The 23,925-nt window shown below is 64.0% G+C and carries 23 protein-coding genes and 1 pseudogene; 9 read left to right on the top strand and 15 right to left on the bottom strand.

The genetic code is table 11. The features are described from left to right. Positions 1–51: 51 nt before the first annotated feature. The 6 genes from OC450_RS00680 to OC450_RS00655 form a co-directional block, all read right to left on the bottom strand. Positions 52–1,209 carry an ABC transporter substrate-binding protein gene (locus OC450_RS00680; protein WP_211382351.1) on the bottom strand — a complete coding sequence of 386 codons (1,158 nt, stop codon included), beginning with the start codon at positions 1,207–1,209 and terminating at the stop codon, positions 52–54. A gap of 61 nt (positions 1,210–1,270) precedes the next feature. Continuing rightward, positions 1,271–1,855 carry an alkylhydroperoxidase domain protein gene (locus OC450_RS00675; protein WP_211382350.1) on the bottom strand — a complete coding sequence of 195 codons (585 nt, stop codon included), beginning with the start codon at positions 1,853–1,855 and terminating at the stop codon, positions 1,271–1,273. Positions 1,856–1,869: 14 nt separating this feature from the next. Further along, positions 1,870–2,469, bottom strand: coding sequence for a CMD domain protein (locus OC450_RS00670; protein ID WP_211382436.1), 600 nt, complete (start codon positions 2,467–2,469; stop codon positions 1,870–1,872). 37 nt (positions 2,470–2,506) lie between these two features. Further along, complete coding sequence (locus OC450_RS00665; RefSeq protein ID WP_211382349.1) at positions 2,507–3,541, bottom strand: putative FMN-dependent luciferase-like monooxygenase; 1,035 nt, start codon at positions 3,539–3,541, stop codon at positions 2,507–2,509. A 126-nt stretch (positions 3,542–3,667) separates the two neighbouring features. Further along, positions 3,668–4,462, bottom strand: a complete 795-nt coding sequence (locus tag OC450_RS00660) for a MetQ/NlpA family ABC transporter substrate-binding protein (RefSeq protein ID WP_410050486.1) — start codon at positions 4,460–4,462, stop codon at positions 3,668–3,670. Between the two features lie 65 nt (positions 4,463–4,527). Continuing rightward, a complete protein-coding gene (locus OC450_RS00655) occupies positions 4,528–4,716 on the bottom strand; it encodes a hypothetical protein (RefSeq protein WP_211382347.1) in 189 nt (62 codons plus the stop codon). On the opposite strand from OC450_RS00655, the gene OC450_RS00650 reads away from it, so the two are divergent. Continuing rightward, entirely contained in the window at positions 4,715–5,101 is a 387-nt protein-coding gene (locus tag OC450_RS00650) for a hypothetical protein (protein WP_211382346.1), read from the top strand. The two genes, OC450_RS00655 and OC450_RS00650, sit on opposite strands and share 2 nt — an antisense overlap. A gap of 6 nt (positions 5,102–5,107) precedes the next feature. Here OC450_RS00650 and OC450_RS00645 read toward each other — a convergent pair whose 3' ends face one another. Continuing rightward, entirely contained in the window at positions 5,108–6,553 is a 1,446-nt protein-coding gene (locus OC450_RS00645) for an MATE family efflux transporter (protein WP_262046977.1), read from the bottom strand. Positions 6,554–6,698: 145 nt separating this feature from the next. On the opposite strand from OC450_RS00645, the gene OC450_RS00640 reads away from it, so the two are divergent. After that, positions 6,699–7,277: a TetR family transcriptional regulator gene (locus tag OC450_RS00640; protein ID WP_256805814.1), complete on the top strand. Its 579-nt coding sequence runs from the start codon at positions 6,699–6,701 to the stop codon at positions 7,275–7,277. A gap of 459 nt (positions 7,278–7,736) precedes the next feature. Next, positions 7,737–9,524, top strand: coding sequence for a peptide ABC transporter substrate-binding protein (locus tag OC450_RS00635; RefSeq protein WP_256805813.1), 1,788 nt, complete (start codon positions 7,737–7,739; stop codon positions 9,522–9,524). A 496-nt stretch (positions 9,525–10,020) separates the two neighbouring features. Here the strand turns inward: OC450_RS00635 and OC450_RS00630 are convergent, their stop codons facing one another. The 5 genes from OC450_RS00630 to OC450_RS00610 form a co-directional block, all read right to left on the bottom strand. Then, positions 10,021–10,206, bottom strand: coding sequence for a hypothetical protein (locus OC450_RS00630; RefSeq protein ID WP_211382342.1), 186 nt, complete (start codon positions 10,204–10,206; stop codon positions 10,021–10,023). A gap of 117 nt (positions 10,207–10,323) precedes the next feature. Beyond that, positions 10,324–10,590 (bottom strand): hypothetical protein, encoded by a 267-nt coding sequence (locus OC450_RS00625; protein ID WP_256805812.1) that lies wholly within the window; start codon positions 10,588–10,590, stop codon positions 10,324–10,326. 41 nt (positions 10,591–10,631) lie between these two features. Next, the gene (locus tag OC450_RS00620; protein WP_211382341.1) at positions 10,632–10,826 is read right to left on the bottom strand and encodes a hypothetical protein; all 195 of its coding nucleotides are present in this window, start codon (positions 10,824–10,826) and stop codon (positions 10,632–10,634) included. 93 nt (positions 10,827–10,919) lie between these two features. Further along, complete coding sequence (locus OC450_RS00615) at positions 10,920–14,048, bottom strand: DEAD/DEAH box helicase (protein WP_262047226.1); 3,129 nt, start codon at positions 14,046–14,048, stop codon at positions 10,920–10,922. Positions 14,049–14,390: 342 nt separating this feature from the next. Further along, entirely contained in the window at positions 14,391–14,651 is a 261-nt protein-coding gene (locus tag OC450_RS00610) for a hypothetical protein (RefSeq protein ID WP_211382340.1), read from the bottom strand. Positions 14,652–14,773: 122 nt separating this feature from the next. Here OC450_RS00610 and OC450_RS00605 point away from each other — a divergent pair, with 122 nt between their 5' ends. Next, positions 14,774–15,505 (top strand): DUF3750 domain-containing protein, encoded by a 732-nt coding sequence (locus tag OC450_RS00605; protein WP_211382339.1) that lies wholly within the window; start codon positions 14,774–14,776, stop codon positions 15,503–15,505. 103 nt (positions 15,506–15,608) lie between these two features. Here the strand turns inward: OC450_RS00605 and OC450_RS00600 are convergent, their stop codons facing one another. Then, a complete protein-coding gene (locus OC450_RS00600; RefSeq protein WP_262046976.1) occupies positions 15,609–16,487 on the bottom strand; it encodes a MurR/RpiR family transcriptional regulator in 879 nt (292 codons plus the stop codon). A 321-nt stretch (positions 16,488–16,808) separates the two neighbouring features. Here OC450_RS00600 and OC450_RS00595 point away from each other — a divergent pair, with 321 nt between their 5' ends. The 5 genes from OC450_RS00595 (at position 16,809) to OC450_RS00575 (ending at position 22,170) form a co-directional block, all read left to right on the top strand. After that, positions 16,809–18,350: an ABC transporter substrate-binding protein gene (locus OC450_RS00595; RefSeq protein ID WP_262046975.1), complete on the top strand. Its 1,542-nt coding sequence runs from the start codon at positions 16,809–16,811 to the stop codon at positions 18,348–18,350. Positions 18,351–18,428: 78 nt separating this feature from the next. Continuing rightward, positions 18,429–19,373, top strand: a complete 945-nt coding sequence (locus tag OC450_RS00590) for an ABC transporter permease (protein ID WP_211382336.1) — start codon at positions 18,429–18,431, stop codon at positions 19,371–19,373. Further along, positions 19,370–20,230, top strand: coding sequence for an ABC transporter permease (locus tag OC450_RS00585; protein WP_211382335.1), 861 nt, complete (start codon positions 19,370–19,372; stop codon positions 20,228–20,230). Before OC450_RS00590 ends, OC450_RS00585 begins: the two co-directional genes overlap by 4 nt. 3 nt (positions 20,231–20,233) lie before the next feature. Further along, positions 20,234–21,208, top strand: coding sequence for an ABC transporter ATP-binding protein (locus OC450_RS00580; protein ID WP_211382334.1), 975 nt, complete (start codon positions 20,234–20,236; stop codon positions 21,206–21,208). Continuing rightward, entirely contained in the window at positions 21,205–22,170 is a 966-nt protein-coding gene (locus OC450_RS00575) for an ABC transporter ATP-binding protein (protein WP_262046974.1), read from the top strand. The genes OC450_RS00580 and OC450_RS00575 overlap by 4 nt, the downstream gene beginning before the upstream one ends. A 4-nt stretch (positions 22,171–22,174) precedes the next feature. Here OC450_RS00575 and OC450_RS00570 read toward each other — a convergent pair. Together OC450_RS00570 and OC450_RS00565 are read right to left on the bottom strand one after the other, a co-directional pair. Continuing rightward, positions 22,175–22,291: pseudogene (locus tag OC450_RS00570) on the bottom strand (aldehyde dehydrogenase family protein); the annotation flags it as partial. A 188-nt stretch (positions 22,292–22,479) separates the two neighbouring features. Then, a complete protein-coding gene (locus tag OC450_RS00565; RefSeq protein ID WP_211382332.1) occupies positions 22,480–22,686 on the bottom strand; it encodes a hypothetical protein in 207 nt (68 codons plus the stop codon). Positions 22,687–23,925: the final 1,239 nt, after the last annotated feature.

Raw genomic sequence — 23,925 nt, 5'->3', positions numbered from 1 at the left:
TGTCACCGCGTAGAGAGAAAAGCGGCCGGAGCGCCCGCTCCGGCCATCATGTCAGGTCGGCTTGCCATCCCAGAGCGCGAACTGACCCTTGCGCACGACGAGCTCGGCATTCATGGCGCCCTTGACGCGGCGGCTCTCGACGTCGAACGTCGCTTGCCCGAAGATCACGCTCGATACGTCCTTCACTTTCGCGAAGGCATCGCGGATGGCGCGCCGGTCGGTGCCGCCGATCCTGATCACGGCGGCCGCCATGTTCATCGCGTCATAGGAGTAGGCGTTGAACGCATCGGGCTCCTGGCCGTTGTATTTCTTCTTGAAGCCCGCGATGAATTTCTTCACCTCGGGGCGCGGGTCTTCCGGGAAGTAGCGCGTGCCGACATGGACGTCCTCGACCGCCTCGCCGCCGAGCTCCAGGAATTTCGGCGAGTAGACCGAGCTCGCGGCGCAGATCACCTGCTTCAGCCCGACCTGACGCGCCTGACGCGCGATCAGCGCACCGTCGGAATAGTACGAGATCAGGATCAGCCCGTCCGGGTTTGCATCACGGACACGCACCAGCGTGGAGCGGAAGTCGCGCTCCTCCGCGATGTAGCCTTCGGTGACCGCGATCTCGGCACCATTCTCCTTGGCCGCCTTGACGAAATAGTCGCGGCTGGTGCGGCCCCAATCGGTGTTGAGATGCAGCACTGCGAGCTTCTTCAGTCCGAGACGCTTGACGGCATAGGCCGCCAGCAGCGGCTGCTCGTCGGCCTGGCTGACCGAGGTGCTCCACATGAAGTCGCCGCCCTTGGTGAAGTCGGGATGAGAATTGGTGAAGCCGAACTGCACCAGCCCGCCGCGCTGATAGATCGGCGAGGCCGCCATCGAAGCGGGACTCGAGAAGTCGCCGAGCTCCATGACGATCCTGGGATCGGAGACGAATTTCTGCGCGATCGCCACCGACTGGCGCGGATCGCTCTGGCTGTCTTCGAAGCTGTAGGCGAGCTTGCGGCCGTTGATGCCGCCGGCCGCCTGGATCTCGTCGAGCGCGAGATCAAAGCCCTGCTTCCACTGCGTGCCATATTGTGCGTTCGGCCCGGTCAGCGGACCGCTGACGCCCAGCAGGATCGGCTCGGACGATTGCGCGAAGGCTGTACGCGAGAATGCTGCTCCCGCCATCATGGCGGCGAGCGAGCTTTTGACCAGGGTACGACGATCGATGTTGCTCATGCAGGGGCTCCATCCTGTCAGGTGTTGAAACAATCAGCAATTTCCATGCCGGTGAGATTGCCTATTTCGAGGGCTCGCCGAGCGACAGCATCAGCCGGTTCGCCCAGTTGAAGAACGAGGCGCCGTTGATGACGTCGACGATCTCCGCATCGTCGAGGCCGGCACGGCGCAGCTCATCGACATTGTCAGGACCGAACGCAACCGGCGTCGCGGCCAGCGCCACCGACGCCTTGACGACCGCATTCCAGCGCTCGCCGAGATCGGCGCCGACGCCCTCGTCGAGTAGCCGCTGTACGTCGTCGCGGCGCTTGGAATAGGTGCTGGCGAACCGCGCATGCACGGAGGCGCAATAGATGCAGCCGTTGTAGCGCGAGGTCGCCGCGGCCGCGAGCTCACGCTCGGCACGCGGCAGGCCGTCGGCGATGTTGTAGAAGATGTCCTTGTCGGTCTTGGTGCGGGCCTCCAGCACCTCGGGATCGCGCACCAGCAGGCGAAAGTATTCCGATTTGGCGCGGGCGCGATCGACGAGGCCGGCGAAATGCCGCTCGGTCAACTCGGCTTCGGGCAGTGGATCGATCCACGACACCCAGCCGAGCTCGTCCTGGGTGAAGACGACGGGCGGGTTGACTGTGCTTGCAGGGCTCATGGTGCGGTCTCCTCTTACGCGTTCGCTGCTGCGAGCGTTCGCAAGCCGCTGACGACACGCACCTGGAACGACAGGAACGCCACGAGCTGGGAGAAGGTGACGATGCCGGTATTCGACCAGCCCGCCGCCAGCAACGCCTTCATGTCGGACGATGCGGCATCGCGCGGCCGGAACACCAGAAGGTGCGCATGCTCAAACGCCGCCACGAGCCGGGCGCCGAGGTCCGGCCCGCGCTCTGCGCTCACGCGATAGATCAGCCCGGCCTTGTTCTCCACCGACAGCGGGCCCGCCGGAAAGGCGCCGTACGGGCCCGAGGTCTCGCCTCGCGCGATTTCGACCTCGACCGCCTCAACCAGACGCGCGCCATCGGCGGCCGCCGCGAGCTTGGCCCGATAGAAAGCGGCCACGGTAAGCTCTCGGTGAAGGCCGATCACGAAGAACGCGACCGCCGCACGCTCCACCAGCGAAAAATCGCTGGCGTCGATCGGCTCGAACAGCGAGAGATAGCTTGTCTGTGCATTCTCGCGTGCCTGCACGCGGCGGCCGCGGATGGCGTCGAGCGCCGAGCCCGGCTCGATCCCGGCGAGCGTATCGATGATATCCTTCGTTCCCATCATTCAGCCTCGTGCAACGCAATCAGTTTCATGTCGATCAGCCTGCCAGAGCCACATCGGGGGCCGTCCGGGTCCAGCCCAGCGCGGGCGCAACCTTCTCCGCGACCAGCTCGATCGAGCGCAGGATATAGGGATGCGGCGCATCGACCGAATGCGCCTGGAAGACGAGATCGGTGACCCGCTCCAGCGTCGCGTCCGCGCGGAGCGAGGCGATGACCTGGTCGGCCGCGCCGACATGGGTGTCGAACGCCGTGATCATCTCCTCCAGGGTCTCGCCTGGGGGAAGGTGACCACCCTTCATGAATTGCGGCAGCGCGCGCCGCAGCCCGATATCGGCGAGACGCATCGCCTCGGCATGGTCGTCGGCGACGAAGACGCTGCGCGAGGCCATGATGCGCGGCTCGCGTCCCGGCGGCAGCGCTTCGAGATAGGCGTCGATGACCGGGTTCTGGATTTCGGCAAGCGTGGCCTTCGGCGCCCCCCTGGTCCGGGGTTGGGTCCGCGACAGCAAGAGGCCGTCGCCCGCCTTGCCGGCACGGGCGCCCCCCGCGACCGAGAACGTCGCCTGCCAGATCCGGCCGTCCAATTGCGGACGCTGCGGATAGATCGTATCGCCGCCGTCGAGCGGCTTGCCGACCAGCGCCGTGCGAACGACGTCCAGATTGCGAGCAAAAATCTCGTTGCGACGGGCGCTGTCGAGGCCGAAGGCGGCAAAGGCCGACGGGTTGCCGCCGGTGCCGACGCCGAGCTCGAACCGGCCATTGCAGAGCAGGTCGAGCACCGCGGCATCCTCCGCCACCCGCACCGCATTCTCGAGCGGCAAGGTGACGATGCCGGTGCCGAGACGGATGCGCGAGGTCTGCGCCGCCACATAACCAAGGAAGGTGAAGGGCGACGGCAGGCCGCCCTCGCGCTCGTGGAAATGATGCTGAGCGATCCACGCGGAATCGAGGCCCGCCTTCTCGGCACGCACGATCTGCTCGGCCGCGAAGCGGTAGCGATCGGCGGGCGGGGCCTCGTCGAGAAGCCGGGTGAAGAACCCAAGGCGTTTCAGGTTTGCAAAGCGTTTCATACGACCCCTGTCGGGCGAGGATGGGCCCCGATGATGTCGGTTGCCGCGGCTCCAGACAAGCGGGCATTGTGCAAGGCTGCCCGCCAGATCACTCCCCCTGCGCTGGGCTTTGGCTGGGCAGACTGCCTACCAGCTCGGCAGCACCGCGCCCTTGAACTTGGTCAGGACGAAATCCTTGACCTCCGCCGTGTGGTAGCTTTCGACGAGGATCTTGACCCATGGCTTGTCCTTGTCCGCCGTACGGATGGCGATCAAATTGACATAGGGTCCCATCGGGTCCTCGCGCAGGATCGGATTTTTGACCGGATCGGGGCCCGCCTGGGTTGCGTAATTGGTGTTGATCGCGGCGGCATCGACGTCGTCGAGCGCGCGCGGCGCCTGCGCCGCGTCGACCTCGATGAATTTCAGCTTCCTGGGATTCTCGGTGATATCAAGCACCGTCGGTTTGAAGCCCGTACCGTCCTTCAGCTTGATCACGCCCTTGTCGCGCAGGAGCAGCAGAACGCGGCCGCCATTGGTCGGATCGTTCGGGATCGAAACCTTGCCGCCCTTGGGGATGTCGGCGAAAGCCTTGTGCTTCTTGGAATAGACGCCGATCGGAAAGTTCACGGTCAGGCCCAACGACTCGATCTTGTAGCCGCGATCGGCCTTCTGGTTGTCCAGATACGGCTGGTTCTGGAACGAATTGGCCTGGATCTCGCCCGCGTCGAGCGCGGCGTTCGGCACGAAATAATCGGAGAACTCGATGAGCTGGATGTCGAGGCCCTGCCTGGCCGCGATCGGCTTCACCGCCCCGAAGATCTGCGCATGCAGCCCCGGCGTCACGCCGATCTTGATGGTCTCGGCCGAGGCGCCCGCCGACCACGCGGCGAGGATGGCGGAAAGGATCAGGGCGGAACGAAACGACATCTTGGTCTCCACGACTCAGCGTCTTCATGACTCATCGGCAACGATTGGAACCGTATTCGCTTCTCCACGCTGCGAAATCAATGAAATGGAAATCCATATTGAATGCGGGCAGCGGCAATCACCTTCTCCATTCGATGCCCGACGAGAAACGAATTCACGGCGACGACGACGCCGTCCGCAAGCGTGACGCGCATCACGGCGCAGTGACAGCCGGGGAGCGAAAATGGCGGCATCACAGAAACCAATTCAGCCAGGAGATCAGCCATGACCACCCTCACCGCTCCGAAGCTCACAGGCCGGAACCGCCGCGAATGTTTCGTGCTCTACGTCCTGCTCCAGGGTGTGCCGTTCTTTTCCGGCGTCGCGCTGACGATGAAATTGATCGACGCAGCCGAATTCGTCGGCGAACCCTTTGGCGCCGCCATCTTCGTCGCGATGGCGTCAACCCTGCACGCGCTGGTGACGCCGTGGCTCGGACCGAAATTTCCACATTTCTTCGGGCAAAGCTTTGAGCAACTGTTCGCCGATCCGGCGCTGTCCTTCTCCGAGAAGGTCTCGCGCTGGCTGGCGCAGCCGAACACGCCGCTCAAATTGCTGAGCAATCTGCTGCTGCTGTCGGCGCTGGCCGTCGGCGTTGCCGGCCTCCAGTGAGCCTCTTTACTCAGTCCGCCACGTCGCCGGTGACAGCATGATCAGGACGCAGATGGCGGCATAGGCAGCGAGCGACACCGTCACCATGGTGGCAAGCCCCGCCATGCCTGCGCCAAAGCCCGCCACCGCGATCCAGCCGCCGCCCGCCGCAATCAGGATGCGCGCGACGGACGAAACCAGCGGGCCCATCGCGCGGCCCGTGCCCTGGGCGGCGAACGACGTGACGAAGCCAAAACCGAGTGCCGCATAGGCTGGTGCGACGATGCGCAGGTAAGTCATACCCTCGCCCACGACGTCCGCGTCATGGCTGAACAGGTGCAGCCAGGCGGCCGGGAAAATCGCGACCAGGAGGCCAATCGTGCCGGTCATGATCATGCCGACGAGGCCGCTGATCCAGCCGATTTTCCGCGCCCGCGCCGGCTGGCCCGCGCCCATGTTGACACCGACCATGGTCAGTGTCGCCGTGCTGATGCCAAACAGCAGCGGGATCATGATGTAGTCGAGCCGCGAGGCGATGCCGTAGCCGGCGAGCGCGGAGGTCCCGAACAGGCCGACCGCGCCGGTAACGAGGATGACGGTGAGGTTGGTCAGCACCGCGTTGAACGCGGTGGGGATGCCGACCTTGAGCATGTCGCCAAAAATCTTTGCACGCAATGGCACGATGTGCAGCTTGAGGCCGGTGGCGCCAGAGGCCATGTAGCGCAGCAGGAACAACATCGCCGCGCCATAATAGAGGCCGAAGGCGACGCCCGCGCCGCCGATGCCGAGCCGCGGGATCGGCCCGAACCCGAAGATCAGCGCCGGCGAGACCGGAATGGTCACGATCGCGCCGACCAGCGTCACCAGTGCGGGCACCCTGACATTGCCGGAGCCACGCAGCGCTGCGGCCTGGAGATTGACGATCCACACCGGTATGGCGCCGGCGAACAGATAGTTGGAATAGGTGGTCGCCGCCGCCAGCGCATCGCCGGTGCCACCGAGGGCACGATACAGATGCGGACCGCCGACGATGACGCCCAGCGTGAACACTCCGCCGGCGATGATCGCGAGCACCACGGCATGCAACAGCGCCGCTTCGGCGTCAGCGCGGCGGCCGGCACCGACTGCGCGGGCGACGGAGGACGCGACGCCGCTGCCGAAGCCGCCATTCGACATCATGGTCATCAGCATGAAGATCGGGAACACCAGGGCGGCGCCGGCGAGGGCATCGGTGCCGAGATAGCCGACATAATAGGCCTCCGCGATGTTGACCGCGGTCTGTGCGACGAGGACGGTCACGGTCGGCAGCGCCAGCCTGAGCAGCGTCGGCAGGATCGGCGCATGCAGCAACGCCGCACGCCTTTGCTCCGCGGCGCTCGGTGCCGATGCCGCCACCTGGCGAAGCGGCGCCGCGGTGTGGGCCACGAATTGCGTGGCGGACAAGGCCGGCGCGGCGGCATCCTCGACTGACATGGGTACGGTCCTGTGGTTCCCTGAAGGCACGACCGATCGCCCGCCCCTTTGCATTATGACTATAATGTATTATTATGATCGTAATGCAATAGGACGGCCCTCACGATTTTGTGGCCGGGCGGCGATCGGGTCGCAGGAGGCGGAATTGGCGCGCTACGACAAGGGACACCGGGACACGACGCGGCGGCATATCCTCGATGTAGCCTCGTCGCAGTTCCGCGAGAGCGGTATCGCCGCGGTCGGCCTCGCCGGCATCATGGCGCAGGCCGGCCTGACCAACGGGGCCTTCTACACCCACTTCGCCTCCAAGGAAGATCTGGTTCGCGCGGTGGTGCTCGACGCGCTGGAGCGGCGCGAGCAGAAGCACAAGGACAATCTCGCAAACGGCGTCGCGCTGGAGACGACGATCCGCGACTATCTCTCCCCGCGTCATCGCGAACACGCCGGCACCGGTTGCCCGACTGCGGCACTGGTTGCCGAGATCGCGCGGCATCCGAAGGCGACGCGTGACGCATTCACCGGAAAGACGTCCGAGATCATTGCGCTGATGGCGGCGCAGATGCCGGATGGCTCGGCTACGGACCGTCGGCGACGCGCGATTTCGGTCTACGCGGCCATGGTCGGCGCGCTGCAATTGTCACGCGCGGTGAGCGACGGGCAATTGTCGGAGGAAATTCTCGAGAACGCAATTGGAACAGCGCTGACGATTGCAAATGGACGTTGACGCATTCGAGTCCCCGATGGTCATGTGTGGCATTTTCCCGGCGACTGCAATGAAATTCCGGCCGGAGCAACATTATGAAACTTGAGGCGTCCGCGGCGACCGGGTTAGCGTTCCGGCGCGGCCTTAGAACTTCCCCAAGTTCAGTTAGCTCGCACTGGACCGCCGCCTGAATGCTTCAGGCGGCGGTCCAGCTCCGCTGCGCTGCGCAATGTTGGTTCCGTCATCCTGAGGTGCGAGTGGATGCAGAGACATTGCACTGCGAGCCTCGAAGGACGAATGGCCGGGATGCAGCCGGGCCGTCGCCCTTCGAGGCTTGCCCTGCGGCGTTTCATCGCAAGTACGCCCTCCTTCAAACCGACAACCTCAACTTTGACTCCACGACCCCGGACATCCTGCGCTAGTGTGCACGGTACTTGCATGCCAGTGGCGACTTGTCTTTGCGACGGTGGAGGTCATCCGATGAACGAGAACGAGATTCGCGGGCTTATCGCGGAGGTCAAGCAAGGCACGCTGTCGCGGCGCTCGTTCATGAAGACGATGGCGGCGGTCGGGATCGCCGCGCCGATCGCGAGCCAGATCCTGAGCTGGAACGACGTGGCGATGGCGGACGCCACGCTTGACTACAAACCGACCAAGGCCGGCGGCGGCGGCCCGCTCAAGATCCTGATCTGGCAGGCACCAACGCTGCTCAATCCGCATTTCGCGATCGGCACCAAGGACCAGGTCGCCTCGCGCATCTTCTTCGAGCCGCTCGCCGGCTGGGACAAGGAGGGCAACCTCATCCCCTGCCTCGCCGCCGAGGTTCCGACCAAGGCGAACGGCGGCCTCTCGCCTGACGGCACGACCGTGACCTGGAAGCTGAAGCAGGGCGTCAAATGGCATGACGGCAAGCCCTTCACCGCCGACGACGTCGTCTTCACCTGGGCCTACGCCGCGGATCTGGCGACCGCCGCCTACACCACGGGGTCCTACCAGAATATCAAGGTCGAGAAGATCGACGATCACACCGTCAAGGTGATCTTCAAGGCGCCGACCCCGTTCTGGGCCGACCCCTTCGTCGGCTCCGTCGGCCAGATCCTGCCAAAGCATCATTTCGCCGACTATGCCGGCGCGAAGTCGCGCGACGCACCGGGCAATCTGAAGCCGGTCGGCACGGGCCCGTACAAATTCATCGAGTTCAAGCCGGGCGATCTGATCAGGGCCGAACGCAACACCGACTATCACGTCAAGAACCAGCCGCATTTCGACACGCTCGAGGTCAAGGGTGGCGGCGACGCGGTCTCCGCCGCTCGCGCGGTGCTGCAGACCGGCGAATACGATTATGCCTGGAATCTGCTGGTGGAGGACGAGGTCCTCAAGCGCATGGAGGCCAGCGGCAAAGGCAAGGTGGAATTCACGCTCTCCGGCGGCGTCGAGTTCATCATCCTCAACACGACGGATCCGGGGACCGAGGTCGACGGCGAGCGGTCCAGCACCAAGACCAAGCACCCGTCGCTGTCCGATCCGGCCGTGCGCCGGGCGTTCAACCTCCTGATCGATCGCGAGGCGATCCAGAAATTCATCTACGGCCGCGGCGGCATCGCGACAGCGAGCTTCGTCAACCAGCCCTCGCGGTTCAAGTCGAGCAAGCTGAAATATGAGTTCGACCCCGACAAGGCGAACAAGATTTTGGACGAGGCCGGCTGGACGAAGGGCGCGGACGGCATCCGCGCCAAGGACGGCAAGCAGCTCAAATATGTCTTCCAGACCTCGATCAACGCCCCGCGCCAGAAGACGCAGGCCATCATCAAGCAGGCCTGCCAGAAGGCCGGGATCGAGATCGAGATCAAGGCGGTCACCGCCTCGGTGTTCTTCTCGTCGGACGTCGGCAACCCCGACACCTACTCGAAGTTTTATGCCGACATGGAGATGTACAACACGACGCAGCCGCAGCCCGACCCGGAGCGGTTCCTGAACCAGTGCGTCTCCTGGGAGATCGCCAACAAGGACAACAAATGGCTGGGCCGCAATATCTCGCGCTGGTCCGATCCCGAGGCCGACAAGGCCTACAAGGCCGCGCAGCAGGAGCTCGATCCGGTCAAGCGCGCCGCGCTGCTGATCAAGGTCAACGAGATCTTCTGCGAGGCCAACGTGCTGGTGCCGCTGCTCTCGCGCAACATCGTCGGCGGCGGCGTCAACAACCTCATGGCCGACATCTCGGGGTGGGACGTCACGACCTGGAATCTGGCGAGCTGGTATCGGACCTGACGGTGGAACGTCGTGGATTTCGCGAGTGCTCTGCGCTTGTCGGCGCTGACGCTCGCTTTGCGACATCGATTTTGCGATTGTGCTTCAGATCACAGTCGAATTGAACGCCTTCGCCTAGAATGACCGGGCATGGCCGCAAACAAGGTAACGGCGGTACGCACGATGCTGGGAAGGCGATCAACAGCTCCGGACTCTGAAGCCGCCAGGGTGAAGAACTCGGCGGCTTTTTTATCGACCGAGGCAGCGACGTGCTGCGGCCGACACAATCGGTCCGCACGTTCTCTGATGTCCTGCTCGGTCGGGCTCAGGCATTGCATCTTCTGCCGTGAGGCACGGCCCCACCTTGGGGGGTATGGGGGCTTGGAGGCGGGACCGTGCAGACCAGCCATCGGCGGCGACGCTGGCCCGCAGATTCAAGCCTCGATCCCGCACAAGAGTTCCTCAGTCGCGCATAGATGAGCGAGCCCGAGCGAAACCAATCATGCTCAGTCCTTGCTCAGTCCTTGCCGGTAAACTGACGGTCGAGGGTTGACGCGGTGTCGGCGCTTCGCAGCCGCTTCAACAGCTCATCCCTCTCCTTGCCGTCCGGCAAGGACTCCGCCTTTTCGCGGATCGTCCTGGCGAACTCCGCAAGCCGCTCCTGAAGGCTGGTGGTTTGCTGAACGCGACGCCGCCTGAGCACGATCGGGTCTCCCTGTCATGGCACTCCACGAACGGAGGTCGTGGTGTACCGATGATAGGGAGAATTCGCGGCGCTTCTGTTCACATGTGAACAGATCGAGCAGTGTTTCAAGGCGCATCAACCGCCCGCGCAGCAATCGACCAGCAGGTGCCAGATCCTCTCCGCCTCGCCCGTCTTGCTTGTGTCCGGCACCTTCTTCGCGCCGGAAGGCGAATGGGTCGCCATTGGGCGAGCCTCGCGCGGCACGATCCATCGCTGCGAGATCGGGTCGTACCATTTTCCGATGATCATCTCAGTCACGCCGATCGACTCACGGGTTTGCCTCAAGGTCGAGCGATGCGGCCCGCGGGATTCTTGCAAACCCGTTTGCAGCGCATCGCGCAATTTACCAATCGGCTTCCCGCGTGATCGTTCCTGCCGTCGCCTCAGCCGGGCCGCGCCGGATGAAGCGTGCGGGGATGCCGCTCGTGCAGCAGGCGCGCGAGCTCTTCCCGCTCCGCGGGACGTCCCTTCATGGCGGCCTCGAACAGCGCTTCCTGGATGTCGCGAGGCATGTCGCCCCACACGTCCATCGCCGCTCGTCCGAGCAGGCCCGCAAGATGATCCGCTGCTTCGCTCATTCGATTCTCCTGATCTGGGCACGGGAATGGAACAGCCGGGGGCCGGGCAGCGTTCCATTGCCAATATCGACGCCTTGACAGCGCAAACCTGCCTCAGGCGTCCAGCAGGTCAAGGAATTCCTCGACCCGGCTGAACGCATCCTCGTCGCGGCGACCGGCGTAGACGACGCGGTCGCCGTCGCGCTGGAGCGACCGCGCCTCGGACTTCCCCTCGGACGTCCCCCTGGATTTCCGCAGCCGCCCCGGCAGGAACGTCGCGGCGACGGCCTCGGGTCCGACATCCAGCCTGACGATGCCGCGCCGCTTGCAATCGATCCGGAGTCTTGCGGCTGCGAAGAAGTCGCGGGCCTCCGGCGGCAGCCTGCCGAACCGGCGCGAGATCTCCTCCTCCAGGTCTTCCAGATCGTCGTCGCTTCGGCACCTGGCAGCGCGCCCATAGATTTCGAGGCGAACCGCTTCCGATTGCACGTAACCTGCAGGCAGCATGTCGGCCATCGGGAGATTGAGATCGGGCACCCACAGATCGGTGCCGTTGTCGCTGGCGCGCTCGGACGCCAGCTTCAGGAGATGACTGTAGAGCACGGGTCCGAACACCTGGACGTGCCCGGACTGCTGTTCCGAGAACAGATCGCCGGCGCCCCGGAGATCGAGATCGCGCTCGCTGATGGCAAAGCCGGCACCCGGCTTGCTGAACTCCTCCAGCACCGCCAGACGCTTCTCGGACTGCTCCGAGGTCGATTCCGTCAGCAGATGGGCGAATGCGCGCGTGCCGCCGCGTCCCACCCGCCCCCTGAGTTGATGCAGCTGCGCCAGGCCGAACTTTTCCGGCCAGCACACCACGATGGTGTTGGCGCGCGGAATATCGAGACCGCTTTCCACGATATTGGTCGCCAGCAGAACATCCGCTTCGCCGTCGACGAAGCTCATCATGCGGTCGTCGATGTCCTCGACGGGTAATCTGCCGTGAAGACAGACGATGCGCAGATCGCCCGCTACCGATTGCACCCGTGCCAGCATCGGCTCCAGATCCTGGATGCGCGGACAGATTAGGAAGCTCTGCCCGTTGCGCCTCCGCTCGCGCAGCAGCGCCGCGGCAATCGCGGCCTCCGACAGCGGCGCGATCCTGGTCACGATGGGAAGCCGATGAACCGGCGGAGAGGCGATCACGCTGAGATCCCTGAAGCCGGCAAGACCCGCCGCGAGCGTGCGGGGGATCGGCGTCGCGCTCATCCAGAGCGAATGGGCACCCTTGGCCAGGCCCGACAGCTTCGCCTTCTCCGCCGCGCCGAAATGCTGCTCCTCGTCGATGATGACGAGGCCGAGGTCGGCGAACTTCACGTCCTTGGCGCTGAGCGCCTGCGTGCCGACCACGATTTTCAGCCGGCCGCGCCGCAGCCCTTCCTTGGTCTCTCGCGTCTCGGGGCCTGAATTGGCCCGCGACAGGCTTCCGACCTCGATGCCGAGAGGGCCGAACCGCTTGCGGAAGGTCTCGACATGCTGCCGGGCCAGCACGGTCGTCGGCGCCGCGATCGCCACCTGCTTTCCCGACAGCGCCACCGCGGCCGCCGCCCGCAGCGCCACCTCGGTCTTGCCGAAGCCGACATCGCCGCAGACCACCCTGTCCATGGGATGGCCCGCCGCCAGATCGTCGAGCACGTCCTGGATCGCCTGAGCCTGGTCGACCGTGGGAAAATAGGGGAAGCGCGCGACGAATTTTTCGTAAGCAGCCCCCGGCGGCACCAGCTTGGGGGCACGGCGGCGGCGCCGCTGGCTGATGTGCTTGGCGAGCGCCTTCGCGGCCACCTGGATTTCGGCTTCCGCCGCGGTGCGCCGCGCCCACCAGGTGCTGCCGTCCGCCTTGTCGAGCGCCAGCTTGCCGGGCTCACCGGCATAGGGCCAGATCACCGCAAGATCGGACGGCGGAACGAGCACGGCGTTGTCTGCGACAAAGGCGAGCCTGATCATCTCGCGCCGCGATCCCTTCCCCATGTCGAGGGTCTGCAAGCCATCGAGCACGGCGAGCCCGCGTTGCAGATGGATGATGGCGGCGCCCTTCTCCGGCACGTCGGGATGATCGAACGCCGGATTCCAGGCGCGCGCCATCGGCTGCGGATGATGAGCCCGGCTCCCGAGCACGTCGGAGGCGGTCACGACGACAAGGGGCTTGCGGCCGACGCCGATGAACCCCGCATCGAAATCGGCGAGCAGCGCGCCTTCGCGGCTTCTTCCTTTCGCCACCTCGCTCCAATCGGCAAGGCGCTCCGCCTTGATGCCGCTCATGCGCTCCATCGCGCGCAAATCGTCCTCGATCGCCGCGACGAACAGCAGCCGCGATCCCGCGCGCTGCATGTCGGCGACGAATGCGCGCAGCGCCTTGCGCGGCGAGGCGAGCTTGGAGAATTCGGGCGTCGAGGTGAAGGCGGCCTTTCGCGGCAGCACGCTGATGCGCTTCTTCAGCTTCTTCCAGTCCGCCTGCCCGAGATATTCGCGCTCCGCGTCCCTGCGGCCCGCGGCTTCCTCGATCGTGCCCAGCCAGCTCTCCGCGTGGGCCGACACCCCGGCATCCGCGATCCATCGCGCGCGGCTGCAATAATCCGGCAGCGTCGCCCGCTGTCCGCGCTTGGCGCCCAGCGCGATCCGCTCGGACATGGCGTCGACGATCAACTCCTTCGTCTCGTAGACCACCTCGTGCTCGATCGGATCGACAGCGACGATCTTGCGGATCGTCTCGCCGGAATGCTCGATCCGGAAGGGCGCCAGCGCGCCGGCGGGAAACACTTCGAACGTCTTGCCATGGAACAGGACGCCGCCGGGATATTCCGCCTCCTCGTCGAGATCGTAGCCGAGCCCTTCCAGCCGCGTCTCCAGCTCTGCTTCCGAATAGGCCGCGCCCACCTTCAGCGTGAGGCTCGACCTCGACCAACTCGCCGGCAGCGGCAGCCGTTCCATGATGGCTTCCGCGGTCGAGACCAGGAAGACGGGTTTTTTAGCCTTGGCGAGACGCCGCAACACGGAGCTGCGCCGGCCCGCGATCTCGCGGGACGGCTCGAGGCCGTCGAAGGGCAGCGTGTTCAGGCGCGGAAACACCAGCACCTCGACTTCAGGATCGAGCCCATGGATCACGCCGCCGAGCCGCTCTGCCCGGCTCTCGTCGTCGCAGAGGAAGACGAGGCCGTCGCGGCCGGCTTTGCTCCACTGCTCCAGCAGGTGCAGCGCCAGCATGCCGAGCGGCGACGAGGACGCGATCGCGGAACGCGTCGCATTCCTGGAACTCATGGAATTCCTCGCCCCCGCGGAATCCCTGGAATTCTTGGAATTCCTGGAATCCTTGGAAGTCCTGGCTTTGGTCCTGGTCGCGCCTTTCGCGGCGCGGGTTTTCGTGGCGGGCGCCAATTTCAATCCATCTTTGTCGGCAGGCAGAATAGAGCGATGACGAGCCATCCGGTCGAGCTCCCTCGACAACGCAATACGGCCCCAAACGCTCGATGAGGTCATTACAATTTTGCGATGGCGTTGGAAAGCAGAGACGCAAGGCGAAGGCAAGCGCCCTGAAGGCGCAGAATCCTACTGCAGCACCTTCGGCAGCACCACGACCACATCGACGCTCTGCGCGAGGATGTGCGACGCGACCACGGCGAGATGGTGCGAGAACTCGTCCTCGATCTCGGACGCGCAGTCTTCGTCCCTGGCGACAGCGAACAGCAGGTTGCCGTCGACCTCGTCGAAGCGGATGCCCAGGAAGAGGCGATCGAACGTCTCGGCGCCTGCGATGAACGCGATTCGCGCCTGGATAGCCTGGTCCTCGACGAGTGACAACTTCCTCATGGCAGCAACATATGGCCGCACGTTGCGAATGCAAGAGCGGGACGGCGCTGGCGCGAGGGCGCCTGCGAACTATATTCACTGCATCGTCCCGCTTGAAGCGCCATTCACCCTTGAGGAAAGTCTTGATTCTCTTTCTGCTGCTGATCTTCCTGCCGATCGGCGTGTCGGCCGGCAGCTATTATCTGCGCGGCGACGGCCGCGGCAATTGGCAGATGGCGGATCGCTCCAGCGCCGGCCTGCTGCCGCCGGCCTCCAGCAATCCGGACGCGCTGATCCGCGTCTTTGCCGCGCGCACCGTGCGCTGGCGCAGCATCTTTGCCGTCCATACCTGGATCGTCGTCAAGGAGAAGGACGCTTCGGCCTACAGCCGCTACGACTACACGGCGTGGGGCGACCCGATCCGCAGCAACGGCTTTGCGCCCGACGGCCGCTGGTTCGGCGCCATACCGGAAACGGTGGTCGCGGTCGACGGCGCGCGGGCCGAAGCGCTGATCCCGAAGATCCGCGACGTCATCGAGACCTACAGGTTCCGCGCCTATGGCGATTACAACGCCTGGCCGGGCCCGAACTCCAACACCTTCGTGCAGGCGGCGCTGGATTCCGTGCCCGAGCTGCGGGCCGTGCTGCCGCCGACCGCGATCGGCAAGGACTATCCCTACAGCGGACGCTGGGCCGGCATCACGCCATCAGGCACCGGCCTCTATGCCTCGCTGTCGGGTTATCTCGGCATGACCATCGGCTGGGTCGAAGGCATCGAGATCAACTTTCTCGGCGCGGTGCTCGGCCTCGACATCCGCCGTCCGGCGCTGAAGCTTCCCGGCATCGGCCGCCTCGGTGTCGCGGCGGGTGCGTAAGCGAGGCGGCGACATCGTCGGTGCCGTGACGATGGGGCGTGGCACTCGCTTTTTCCACATCGTCATAGCGAGCGCAGGAGGCGGCATCCCCATCCTCCAAGCTTCAGTCTCCCAGCGGCCCTTTGGCGTCCCCGTCGCTCCCCTTCAGCAACTCGTATTTGATCCGCCGCATGCGTGCCTGGGCTTCGAGCGGCTTGCAATAGGCCGTGGACGCGGCGAGCAGATCGATGGTGGCGAGAAGCGCATAGCGCGAGGCCGTCGGCTTGAGCGCGTCGGGCGCTTCGGGCACGTGCACGCCAAGCGCAATATCGGCGATTGAAGCCAGCCTGCTTTGCGGCTTGGTGATTGCGACGACCAAGGCGCCGTATTGCCTGGCGATACCGGCTGCCTCGATCACTTCGTTCGCTTCACCCGTGGTCGAGATGGCAACGACGACATCATCCCGCCCGAAGGTCGCTGCGATCATGCGCATCAACCTCGGATCGGAGGCGTGGGACACGGCGATGCCAAGACGAAAGAACCGGTTCTGAACCTCCGCCGCCGCAAGGGTCGAACCACCCCCCACGCCGAACGCCGCGAGTTTCGAACAGCGGGAGATGGCTGCGGCAGCCCTCTCGATGTCCTCCTTCCGAAGCCCCTCCTCGACCGCGGCAATGGCACGGCGAATTTCCTGAAACACCGACCGCCAGAGCGCGGGGCGCGCCAGATCCGTCCCGACATGCGGGGGCAGTTCAACGTAAATTCGCCCAACCGCCATTGCTTGAGCCAGCCTCACCTTGAGGTCACGGACGCCGCGGCAGCCAACGGAACGGCTGAACCGGGTGACCGTCGGCTCGCTGACGCGCGCCCGGCGCGCCAACTCGGAATTGCTGGCGTGAACGGCAAACTCGATATCGGCGAGCAGCACCGTGGCAACGCGCTGCTCCGACGGGCTGAGGCCCGGAGCGCTCTGCCTGATGAGGGAGATGATGTCGCCGGCCACGACATTGTCGTCGCCGGGCGGCTTCGAGACCGCTGCACCAGGGGCTCTCGCCGGGTCATTTCGCTTTGCACGCGGCATTGCCCGCTCTTCCTCAGGTCAGACCAACCCGCGCCCTTGGCACGAAGCTGCCGTAAGAAACCTTCAGCATTGACCAAACCCATATCGGCATGCCGTTATCAAGAGTAGCATTTTCTGCTTGATAATTGCCGAATTCTATATGTAACTTTCAAACAAGCAATAGCGTGCCGTCAGAACCAACAGCTGAAAGGCACATCCCCCTGCACCGGAAGCAGGCGGCTCAACAGGGCGGGAGAAGCGATCATGAGATACGGTCCAGGTGTCTTGATGCGTGGCGTCGTCGGCTTGGCCACCGCGTCGTTCCTGATTGCGCAGGCCAATGCCGCCACCCTGCTACGCGAAGCCACCATCGGAGAACCGCCGCCGCTCGATGTCATGCTGACGACGGCCGACGTCGCATCGGTCATCGGCCGCCATATCTTCGAGACCCTGTATGCGCTGGACTCGACCTACACGCCGCGTCCGATGCTGGCCGAGAGCGATCGCACGGAAGACGGCGGTCGGACCATCGTCATCAAGCTCCGCGAAGGCGTCCTCTTCCACAACGGCAAGGAGATGACTGCCAAGGACGTGGTCGCCTCGATGACGAGATGGGGCAATTTCGGTGCTCGCGGCAAGCTCCTGATGGCCGCGGCCACATCAGTCGAGGCAACCGGAAAGTATGAAGTCACGCTGAAATTGTCAGCGCCGAACGGCGCCTGGAAAGCTCTCATTGCCGACGTCAATGGCGGCCTTGCGATCTATCCGGAAGAGATAGCCGCCAACGCGGGAAACCGGCCGATCGAGCAGAAGGACTATATCGGCACCGGGCCTTACAAGTTCGTGGAATGGCGGCCGAACCGCTATGTCGAGGTGGAGAAGTTCGATGGCTACAAGCCGGTGAAGGAAAACGGCGACGGCTTTGCCGGTGCCCGCGTCGCCGGCTTCGACAAGATTCGGTTCATTCCGGTGCCTGACGTCGGCACGCGCGTGAGCGGCGTGCAGGCGGGCGACTACGACTATGCGGAAATGATCTCCGGCGATCTGTACGAATCCCTGAGCAAAGACCCATCGGTTCAGGTGCAGCGCACGAACGCGCCGATCTTCGGCCTTTTCTTCATGAACTCGAAGCAGGGGATCCTGAAGGACAATTACAAGCTCCGCCGCGCCATCCAGGCCGCGCTGGACAAGTCGCAGGCGCTGCGCGTCGCCTTCGGTCCCAAGGACCTGTGGAATGCCGAGGGATCGATCTTTCCCAAGGGCACGCCCTGGTACTCGACGGATGGCGTCTCCAATTACAGCGCCCACGATCCGAAGAAGGCCAAGGAGCTCGCGAAGGAGGCGGACTACACGGGAACGCCGATCCGCCTGCTGGTCTCGACGAATTACCAGGCACACTATGACGAAGCGTCAGTCTTCACCCGCCAGCTGGCCGACGCCGGAATCAATGTTCAGATGATGGTCGTCGATTGGGCGACCCTTTTGAAGATGCGCGGCCAGCCGGAACAGTGGGACATCTTCGTCACCCACCATTCGTTCGCGCCCGACCCGCTGCTGCTGACGTTCCTGAATGCGAGCTATCCCGGCTGGTGGGACAGCCCCGAGATCGGCTCGCTTCGGGCCGAGTTGATCAACACGACCGATCCAGTCGCGCGGAAGTCGACATGGGACAAGATCCAGTCGCTGATCTACGAACAGGTGCCGGTCATGAAAGTAGGCGATGCCTACACCTATGACATTGCTTCTCCCAAGCTCAAGGGACTCAACCCGAACGGTCCCGTCTTCTGGAACGTGTCCACGAAATAAGGACGGGCAATGAGGCCGCGAGGACTGTCGAGCGCCGGCGCCGGCGCGCATCGTTGCCGCTGACAGCCGCATAATCACATGTGGTCTTACGCACTCAAGCGCGCAGGAACGACGGCGGTGACGCTGCTGGCAGCGTCCGTCATCATCTTCGCGTTCATCCATATCGTGCCGGGTGACCCCATCTATGTTCTGCTCGGCGACACCGCCACCCCCGACCAGATCGACGCCTTGCGACACCAACTCGGTCTCGACCAACCGATCATCCTGCAATATCTGAACTGGGCCGGACATGTGCTCGAGGGCGACCTCGGGCGCTCGATCTTCTTCCAGGCGCCGGTGCTGTCGGTGATTGCCGATGGTGCCGAGACCAGCACCCTGCTCGCCACCATGACGATGATCTGGGTTGCGGTCATCGGTGTGCCGATCGGCATGATTGCGGCCGTCCGGCACGGCACGTGGCTCGATCAGGGACTGTCCGGCGCGGCGATGCTGATGGCCTCGATACCCACGTTCTGGGTCGGGCTCTATCTGATCCTGATCTTTGCCGCCTGGCTCGGCTGGTTTCCGAGCTCCGGCTATCCGTCGATCTTCGAAGGCGGTGTCGTCAATCTGCGCTATCTCGTCCTCCCCAGCCTGGCGCTTGCGGCGCCGAACGCTGCTTTGATCCTGCGGCTGACGCGCGCCAGCATGCTCGACGTCTCCCGCGAGGACTACGTGCGCACGGCGCGTGCAAAGGGAATCCGGCCCTGGCAGGTCGTGCGCCGCCACATCTGGCGCAATGCGCTGCTGGCGGTCGTCTCGGCATTCGGCTTCACTTTCGCTGCTCTGCTGTCCGAAGCGGTGGTGACCGAAACCGTGTTTGCCCTGCCCGGCATCGGCCGCCTCGTCGTTCAGTCGATCCTCCGCCGAGACTACCCGGTGATCCAGGGCGTCATCCTCGTCATCGTCGTGGTTTATCTCCTGGTCAATCTGATGGTCGATCTGAGCTACCGTCTGCTTGATCCGCGGGTCGAACTCCAATGAGCACCAACAGCGCCACCTTGTGGCTCAGGCCGTTCATCGCTCGCCCGATCGCGCTGGCCGGGCTCGGGGTCCTTCTGGCGACCGTGCTCGCCGCGGCCTTCGCACCCTGGCTGGCGCCTTACGATCCGTACGCCATCGATCCGCTGATCCGTCTGACGCCCCCGAACGTGACCCACTGGTTCGGCACCGACCAATTCGGCCGGGATACCCTGTCACGCACGATTCAGTCAGCACGGATGGCACTTCTGATCGGCTCGGGCGTGGTCGTCTTCGCCCTCGCCACAGGCGTTCCGGCCGGCGTACTTTCCGCTCTGTTCCCGCGGCTGGGTCACCTGCTGATGCGCATGGTCGACGTGCTGATGGCCTTCCCGACTCTGCTGCTCGCACTTGGTCTGATTGTCATCCTGGGGCCGAGTGTGGCCAATGTCATTCTGGCCATCGGGCTCGGCTACATGACGACTACAACGCGCATCGTTTACGGTCTGACGCTACGCTTGCGCGCGGAAACTTATGTCGAGGCATCCCGCAGCATGGGCGCCGGAACCGTATGGCTCATCAGTCGGCACATCTTGCCGAACCTGGTCTCACCGCTTCTCGTACAGGCCAGCTTCGTCTTCGCCTTCGCGCAGCTTGGCGCGGCCTCACTCGATTTCCTGGGCCTTGGCGCCCCGCCGGAGATTCCAAGCTGGGGCAACATGCTGGCGGAATCGCGCACCTTCATCACGCGCGCGCCGTGGCTGCTCATTTTCCCGGGCATGATGATCGTGGCGACGGCATTCTCGCTGAACCTGGTCGGCGACGCATTGCGCGATCGACTCGATCCGCGGTTCCGTCAGGTCTTTGGTGAGAAGGGTTAGGCCGTGCTGAGTGTTCGCGACCTTACGGTGTCAGTGGGACCGGCAACCGCACCGGTCGACATCGTCGCGGGCGTGTCATTCGGACTGGCCAAAGGCGAGATCCTCGGTCTCGTCGGCGAGTCCGGCTGCGGAAAGAGCATGACCTCGCTTGCGGTCATGGGATTGCTGCCGCAACCCGGTCCCCGGGTCCGGGTCGGAGAGGTCCTGTTGGAGGGCTGCGACGTAACGCAGTTGCAGCCCTGGCAACGTGTCGAAGCGGGCCACGGCCGCATGGCAATGATCTTTCAGGAGCCGATGACCTCACTCAATCCGGTTCGCCGGATCGGCGATCAGATCGCCGAAGCCGTGCGCGTACATGAGGGGATTTCGGGCGCGGCGGCCCTCTCCCGTGCGTGCGAACTGCTCGAGCTGGTGCGCATGCCCGACCCGAGAATGCAGCTGTCGGCATATCCGCATCAGCTGTCCGGAGGTCAACGCCAGCGGGTCATGATCGCGATTGCGCTGGCCTGCAGGCCGCAGGTACTGGTCGCCGATGAACCGACCACAGCGCTGGATGTCACCATACAGGTTCAGATTCTCGGGCTCTTGCGCGAGCTGTGCAATCGCCTCGATATGGCAATATTGTTCATCACCCACGACATGGGAGTCGTTGCGCAGCTCGCCGATCGCGTGGCTGTCATGTACGCCGGCCGGATCGTGGAAACCGCAGCGGTCGATGAGCTGTTCGGGAAACCGCGTCACCATTACACCCGTGGACTGATGGATTGCATGCCGTCGCGAAATTCCGGCGCGCGCCGGCTGCCAACCATTTCGGGTCAGCCGCCGGTGCCGGGTACGGTCGCTGCCGGCTGCGTCTTTGCCTTGCGCTGCGCAGCGGTGCGCGACGTGTGCCGCGTGGCGACCCCGCCTCGCATGGAGGTCTCCCGAGGACACGAGGTGCTCTGCGCATTCCCGCTGGGCGGCGGGGAACTGCCGTGAGCGGAGATGTCATCCTCGACGTCCGGGACATCATGGTTTCCTTCAGTGCCAGGCGAGCCGGTCGGAAATACCGGGTGCAAGCGGTGGATGGTGCGTCGCTGTCGCTGGCCGAAGGAGAGGTCCTCGGCATCGTCGGCGAATCGGGATGCGGCAAGACCACGCTGGGCCGAACCATCGTCGGGCTGGTCCGTCCCGACAGCGGCACCATCAGATTCAATGGAGCCGACATGATCGGAGCCGGCAGCTCCAGTCTCCGCGAGATGCGCCTGAAGGTCCGGATGGTTTTCCAGGATCCCAACGCATCGCTCAACCCACGGCGCGCAATTGGAGACTCGGTGGCGGAGGCGGGCGATATCAGCGGCTTCTTCAAGACCCGTGCCGAGCGCAGCGCAGCCATAGCTGCCACGTTGACGGCCGTCGGCTTGAATCCGTCTTTCGCCGCTCGCTATCCGTACGAACTGAGCGGCGGGCAACGGCAACGGGTCGGAATCGCGCGCGCCATTCTTCCCACGCCGTCCATCATCATCGCGGACGAACCGGTCTCGGCCCTCGACGTTTCCGTGCAGGCGCAGGTGCTCAATCTGATGATGGACCTGCGTGACCAGCTGAGATTGTCGATGCTCTTCATCTCGCACGACCTTGGCGTGATAGGACAGATCAGCAGCCGCGTCGCCGTCATGTATATGGGCCGGATCGTGGAGCACGCCCGGACACGGACTGTCCTGGATCAACCGCTCCATCCGTACACGCGCGCGTTGGTCGCAGCAATTCCGAAGCCGGATCCTTCAAAGCGAATCCTGGGCGCGATCGAAATGGGTGAACCGCCAAGCCTCTTCACACGACCGCGCGGCTGCGCCTATGCGCCGCGATGTCCATTAGCCAGCGACCGCTGCTTCGTTGATGCGCCAAAACTTCGGTCTGCCGGCACGGATGGTAGAACAATCGCCTGCCACAACGTATAACCTGCTCGTTCGCGATGCCGATCGCTTCCTCCTCGGTATCGAAAGGAACGATCGACAGAACGGGTCCGAACACTTCCTCCTGGGCGACCGCCATCTTGTTCTCCACGCCGGTAAAGATGGATCGTCTGGACCAGGATGATTTCCATGCTCACGGGACGACGACTCCAATCGCATCGGCAAGGGGCCGCAACGCGAGTGACGTGCACGAAAGAGACTCAAGCTACGAGGAAGATATTCTGAAACGAAGGGCATGCCGAAAAGCAGGCATGCCTGGACCGTCGCCGCAATTCGCGGCTCAAGCGCGCCAGATCACTGAAAGTACGACAGCTGATCTTCCGTTACGACCCGCTCGACATTCTCCGACTTGCTCTTGATACGGTATCGAAGACGTCCGTCTGCCTCGATGGGCATGCATTGAACGATGGTGTAAACCATTGCTGGATCGGTTGCGGCACGTCCTTGTGGACCTTGCGGCTGGTGGCGAACCTCTTCGTTCGGCTTATAGGCATATGACATGTGCTTACCTCCAACGTCATCCACGATGGCTCTATCGTAGAGCATGCTGTGACGCAATGTAACCACATTGAATGCGCGCGCATGACCAATTCGGCTCGGCAATTGGGTGCAGCGTTGTTCGGCGGCAAGCTTGGGGCGCCGATCGCCACCGAGGCTCGATGAGAGATCGCGCCCGGTAGCGATTCATCGCTCGCGAACACACTTTCGCCTCCTCGCGGCGCGTTTCGCCCGAGCTTTGCCTGGTCACTCCACCCTCTGAAAGCCAAGAGGGCGCAGGGAAGGCCGGGTGCTGACCTCGCACCCACGGTCCGCTGCGCGAAGATGTAGCGCAAAAAGACCGCACAGCAGCATACAGGTGGTGCCAATCACTCGGCCTTCCCTGCGCGATGGTTGGACGGCTTATGCCTGCTCTCCCGGGAGCCGAGTTCGTTCTAGCCTCCCTCGCCCTCGCGAATTGACGATGCTGTCCGCCCGGTTGGGCTCGCACACACCTCCGCGAAAGCTTGACCGTAGCAACGACGGCCAGGACCACACGGTTTTGCCGTACGCACGGCCCGCCATTTCGCCGCAGTTTTCCCGGCCCTGTCGACGGAGCCGGAAACTTGCGGGCGAGACGAACCTGACAGCGCCGCTCGTCCGCACGCGGCCGCGAGCTCACAGGGACTACCCGCCCTGCCCGCACCTCTCATGCCGACGCTGCCGCGTCCACCGCAAGCCCGGCTCGCGAACAAGACGACAACGAGATCGCCCCTCAAGGTTGAGCCGGGATGGAACGACATATACGCTAAAACCGAATTTCGGTAAAGTGGAATATTTCTGCGAGAAGCGATTGACGGGGTGGTGGGTGTTTTGCCCGACGGGCAATGGAGAACGACTATTCGCTCAGTCGGATGCTTCGATGCGCAAGGTCGAGAGATTTTTCCTCGAGATTGCGTTAGCACGCTCGAGCGGTGGATAAGAGATTTGTATGAACAGCATGGCTTTTCCCTGCCACCTCAACAGCAAGGGGCAGATCTCGCTGATTGGAAGAGAGCTCTAGCAATCGGAGCGCAAGGACTCTGTCAGCAAGGGCTATTGGTAGGCACCACTGTCAGTACATCAAACTGGCGGCATGGCTTTCCGCGCAAATATTGCAACCGCAACTTAAGAGTGATGTTCTGGCCGGCCGTAATCTCGGCCTACGGCAGCGAAGCCTCCGGAAGAATTGCAGAGTGCTACAAATGGAGATTTGAGAGATAT

It is taken from the genome of Bradyrhizobium sp. Bra78 (assembly GCF_024519855.1).
Taxonomy (GTDB): Bacteria; Pseudomonadota; Alphaproteobacteria; order Rhizobiales; family Xanthobacteraceae; genus Bradyrhizobium; species Bradyrhizobium japonicum_G.
Note: the sequence above shows the minus strand (reverse complement) of the source record. Positions and strands in the feature narration are given on the sequence as shown.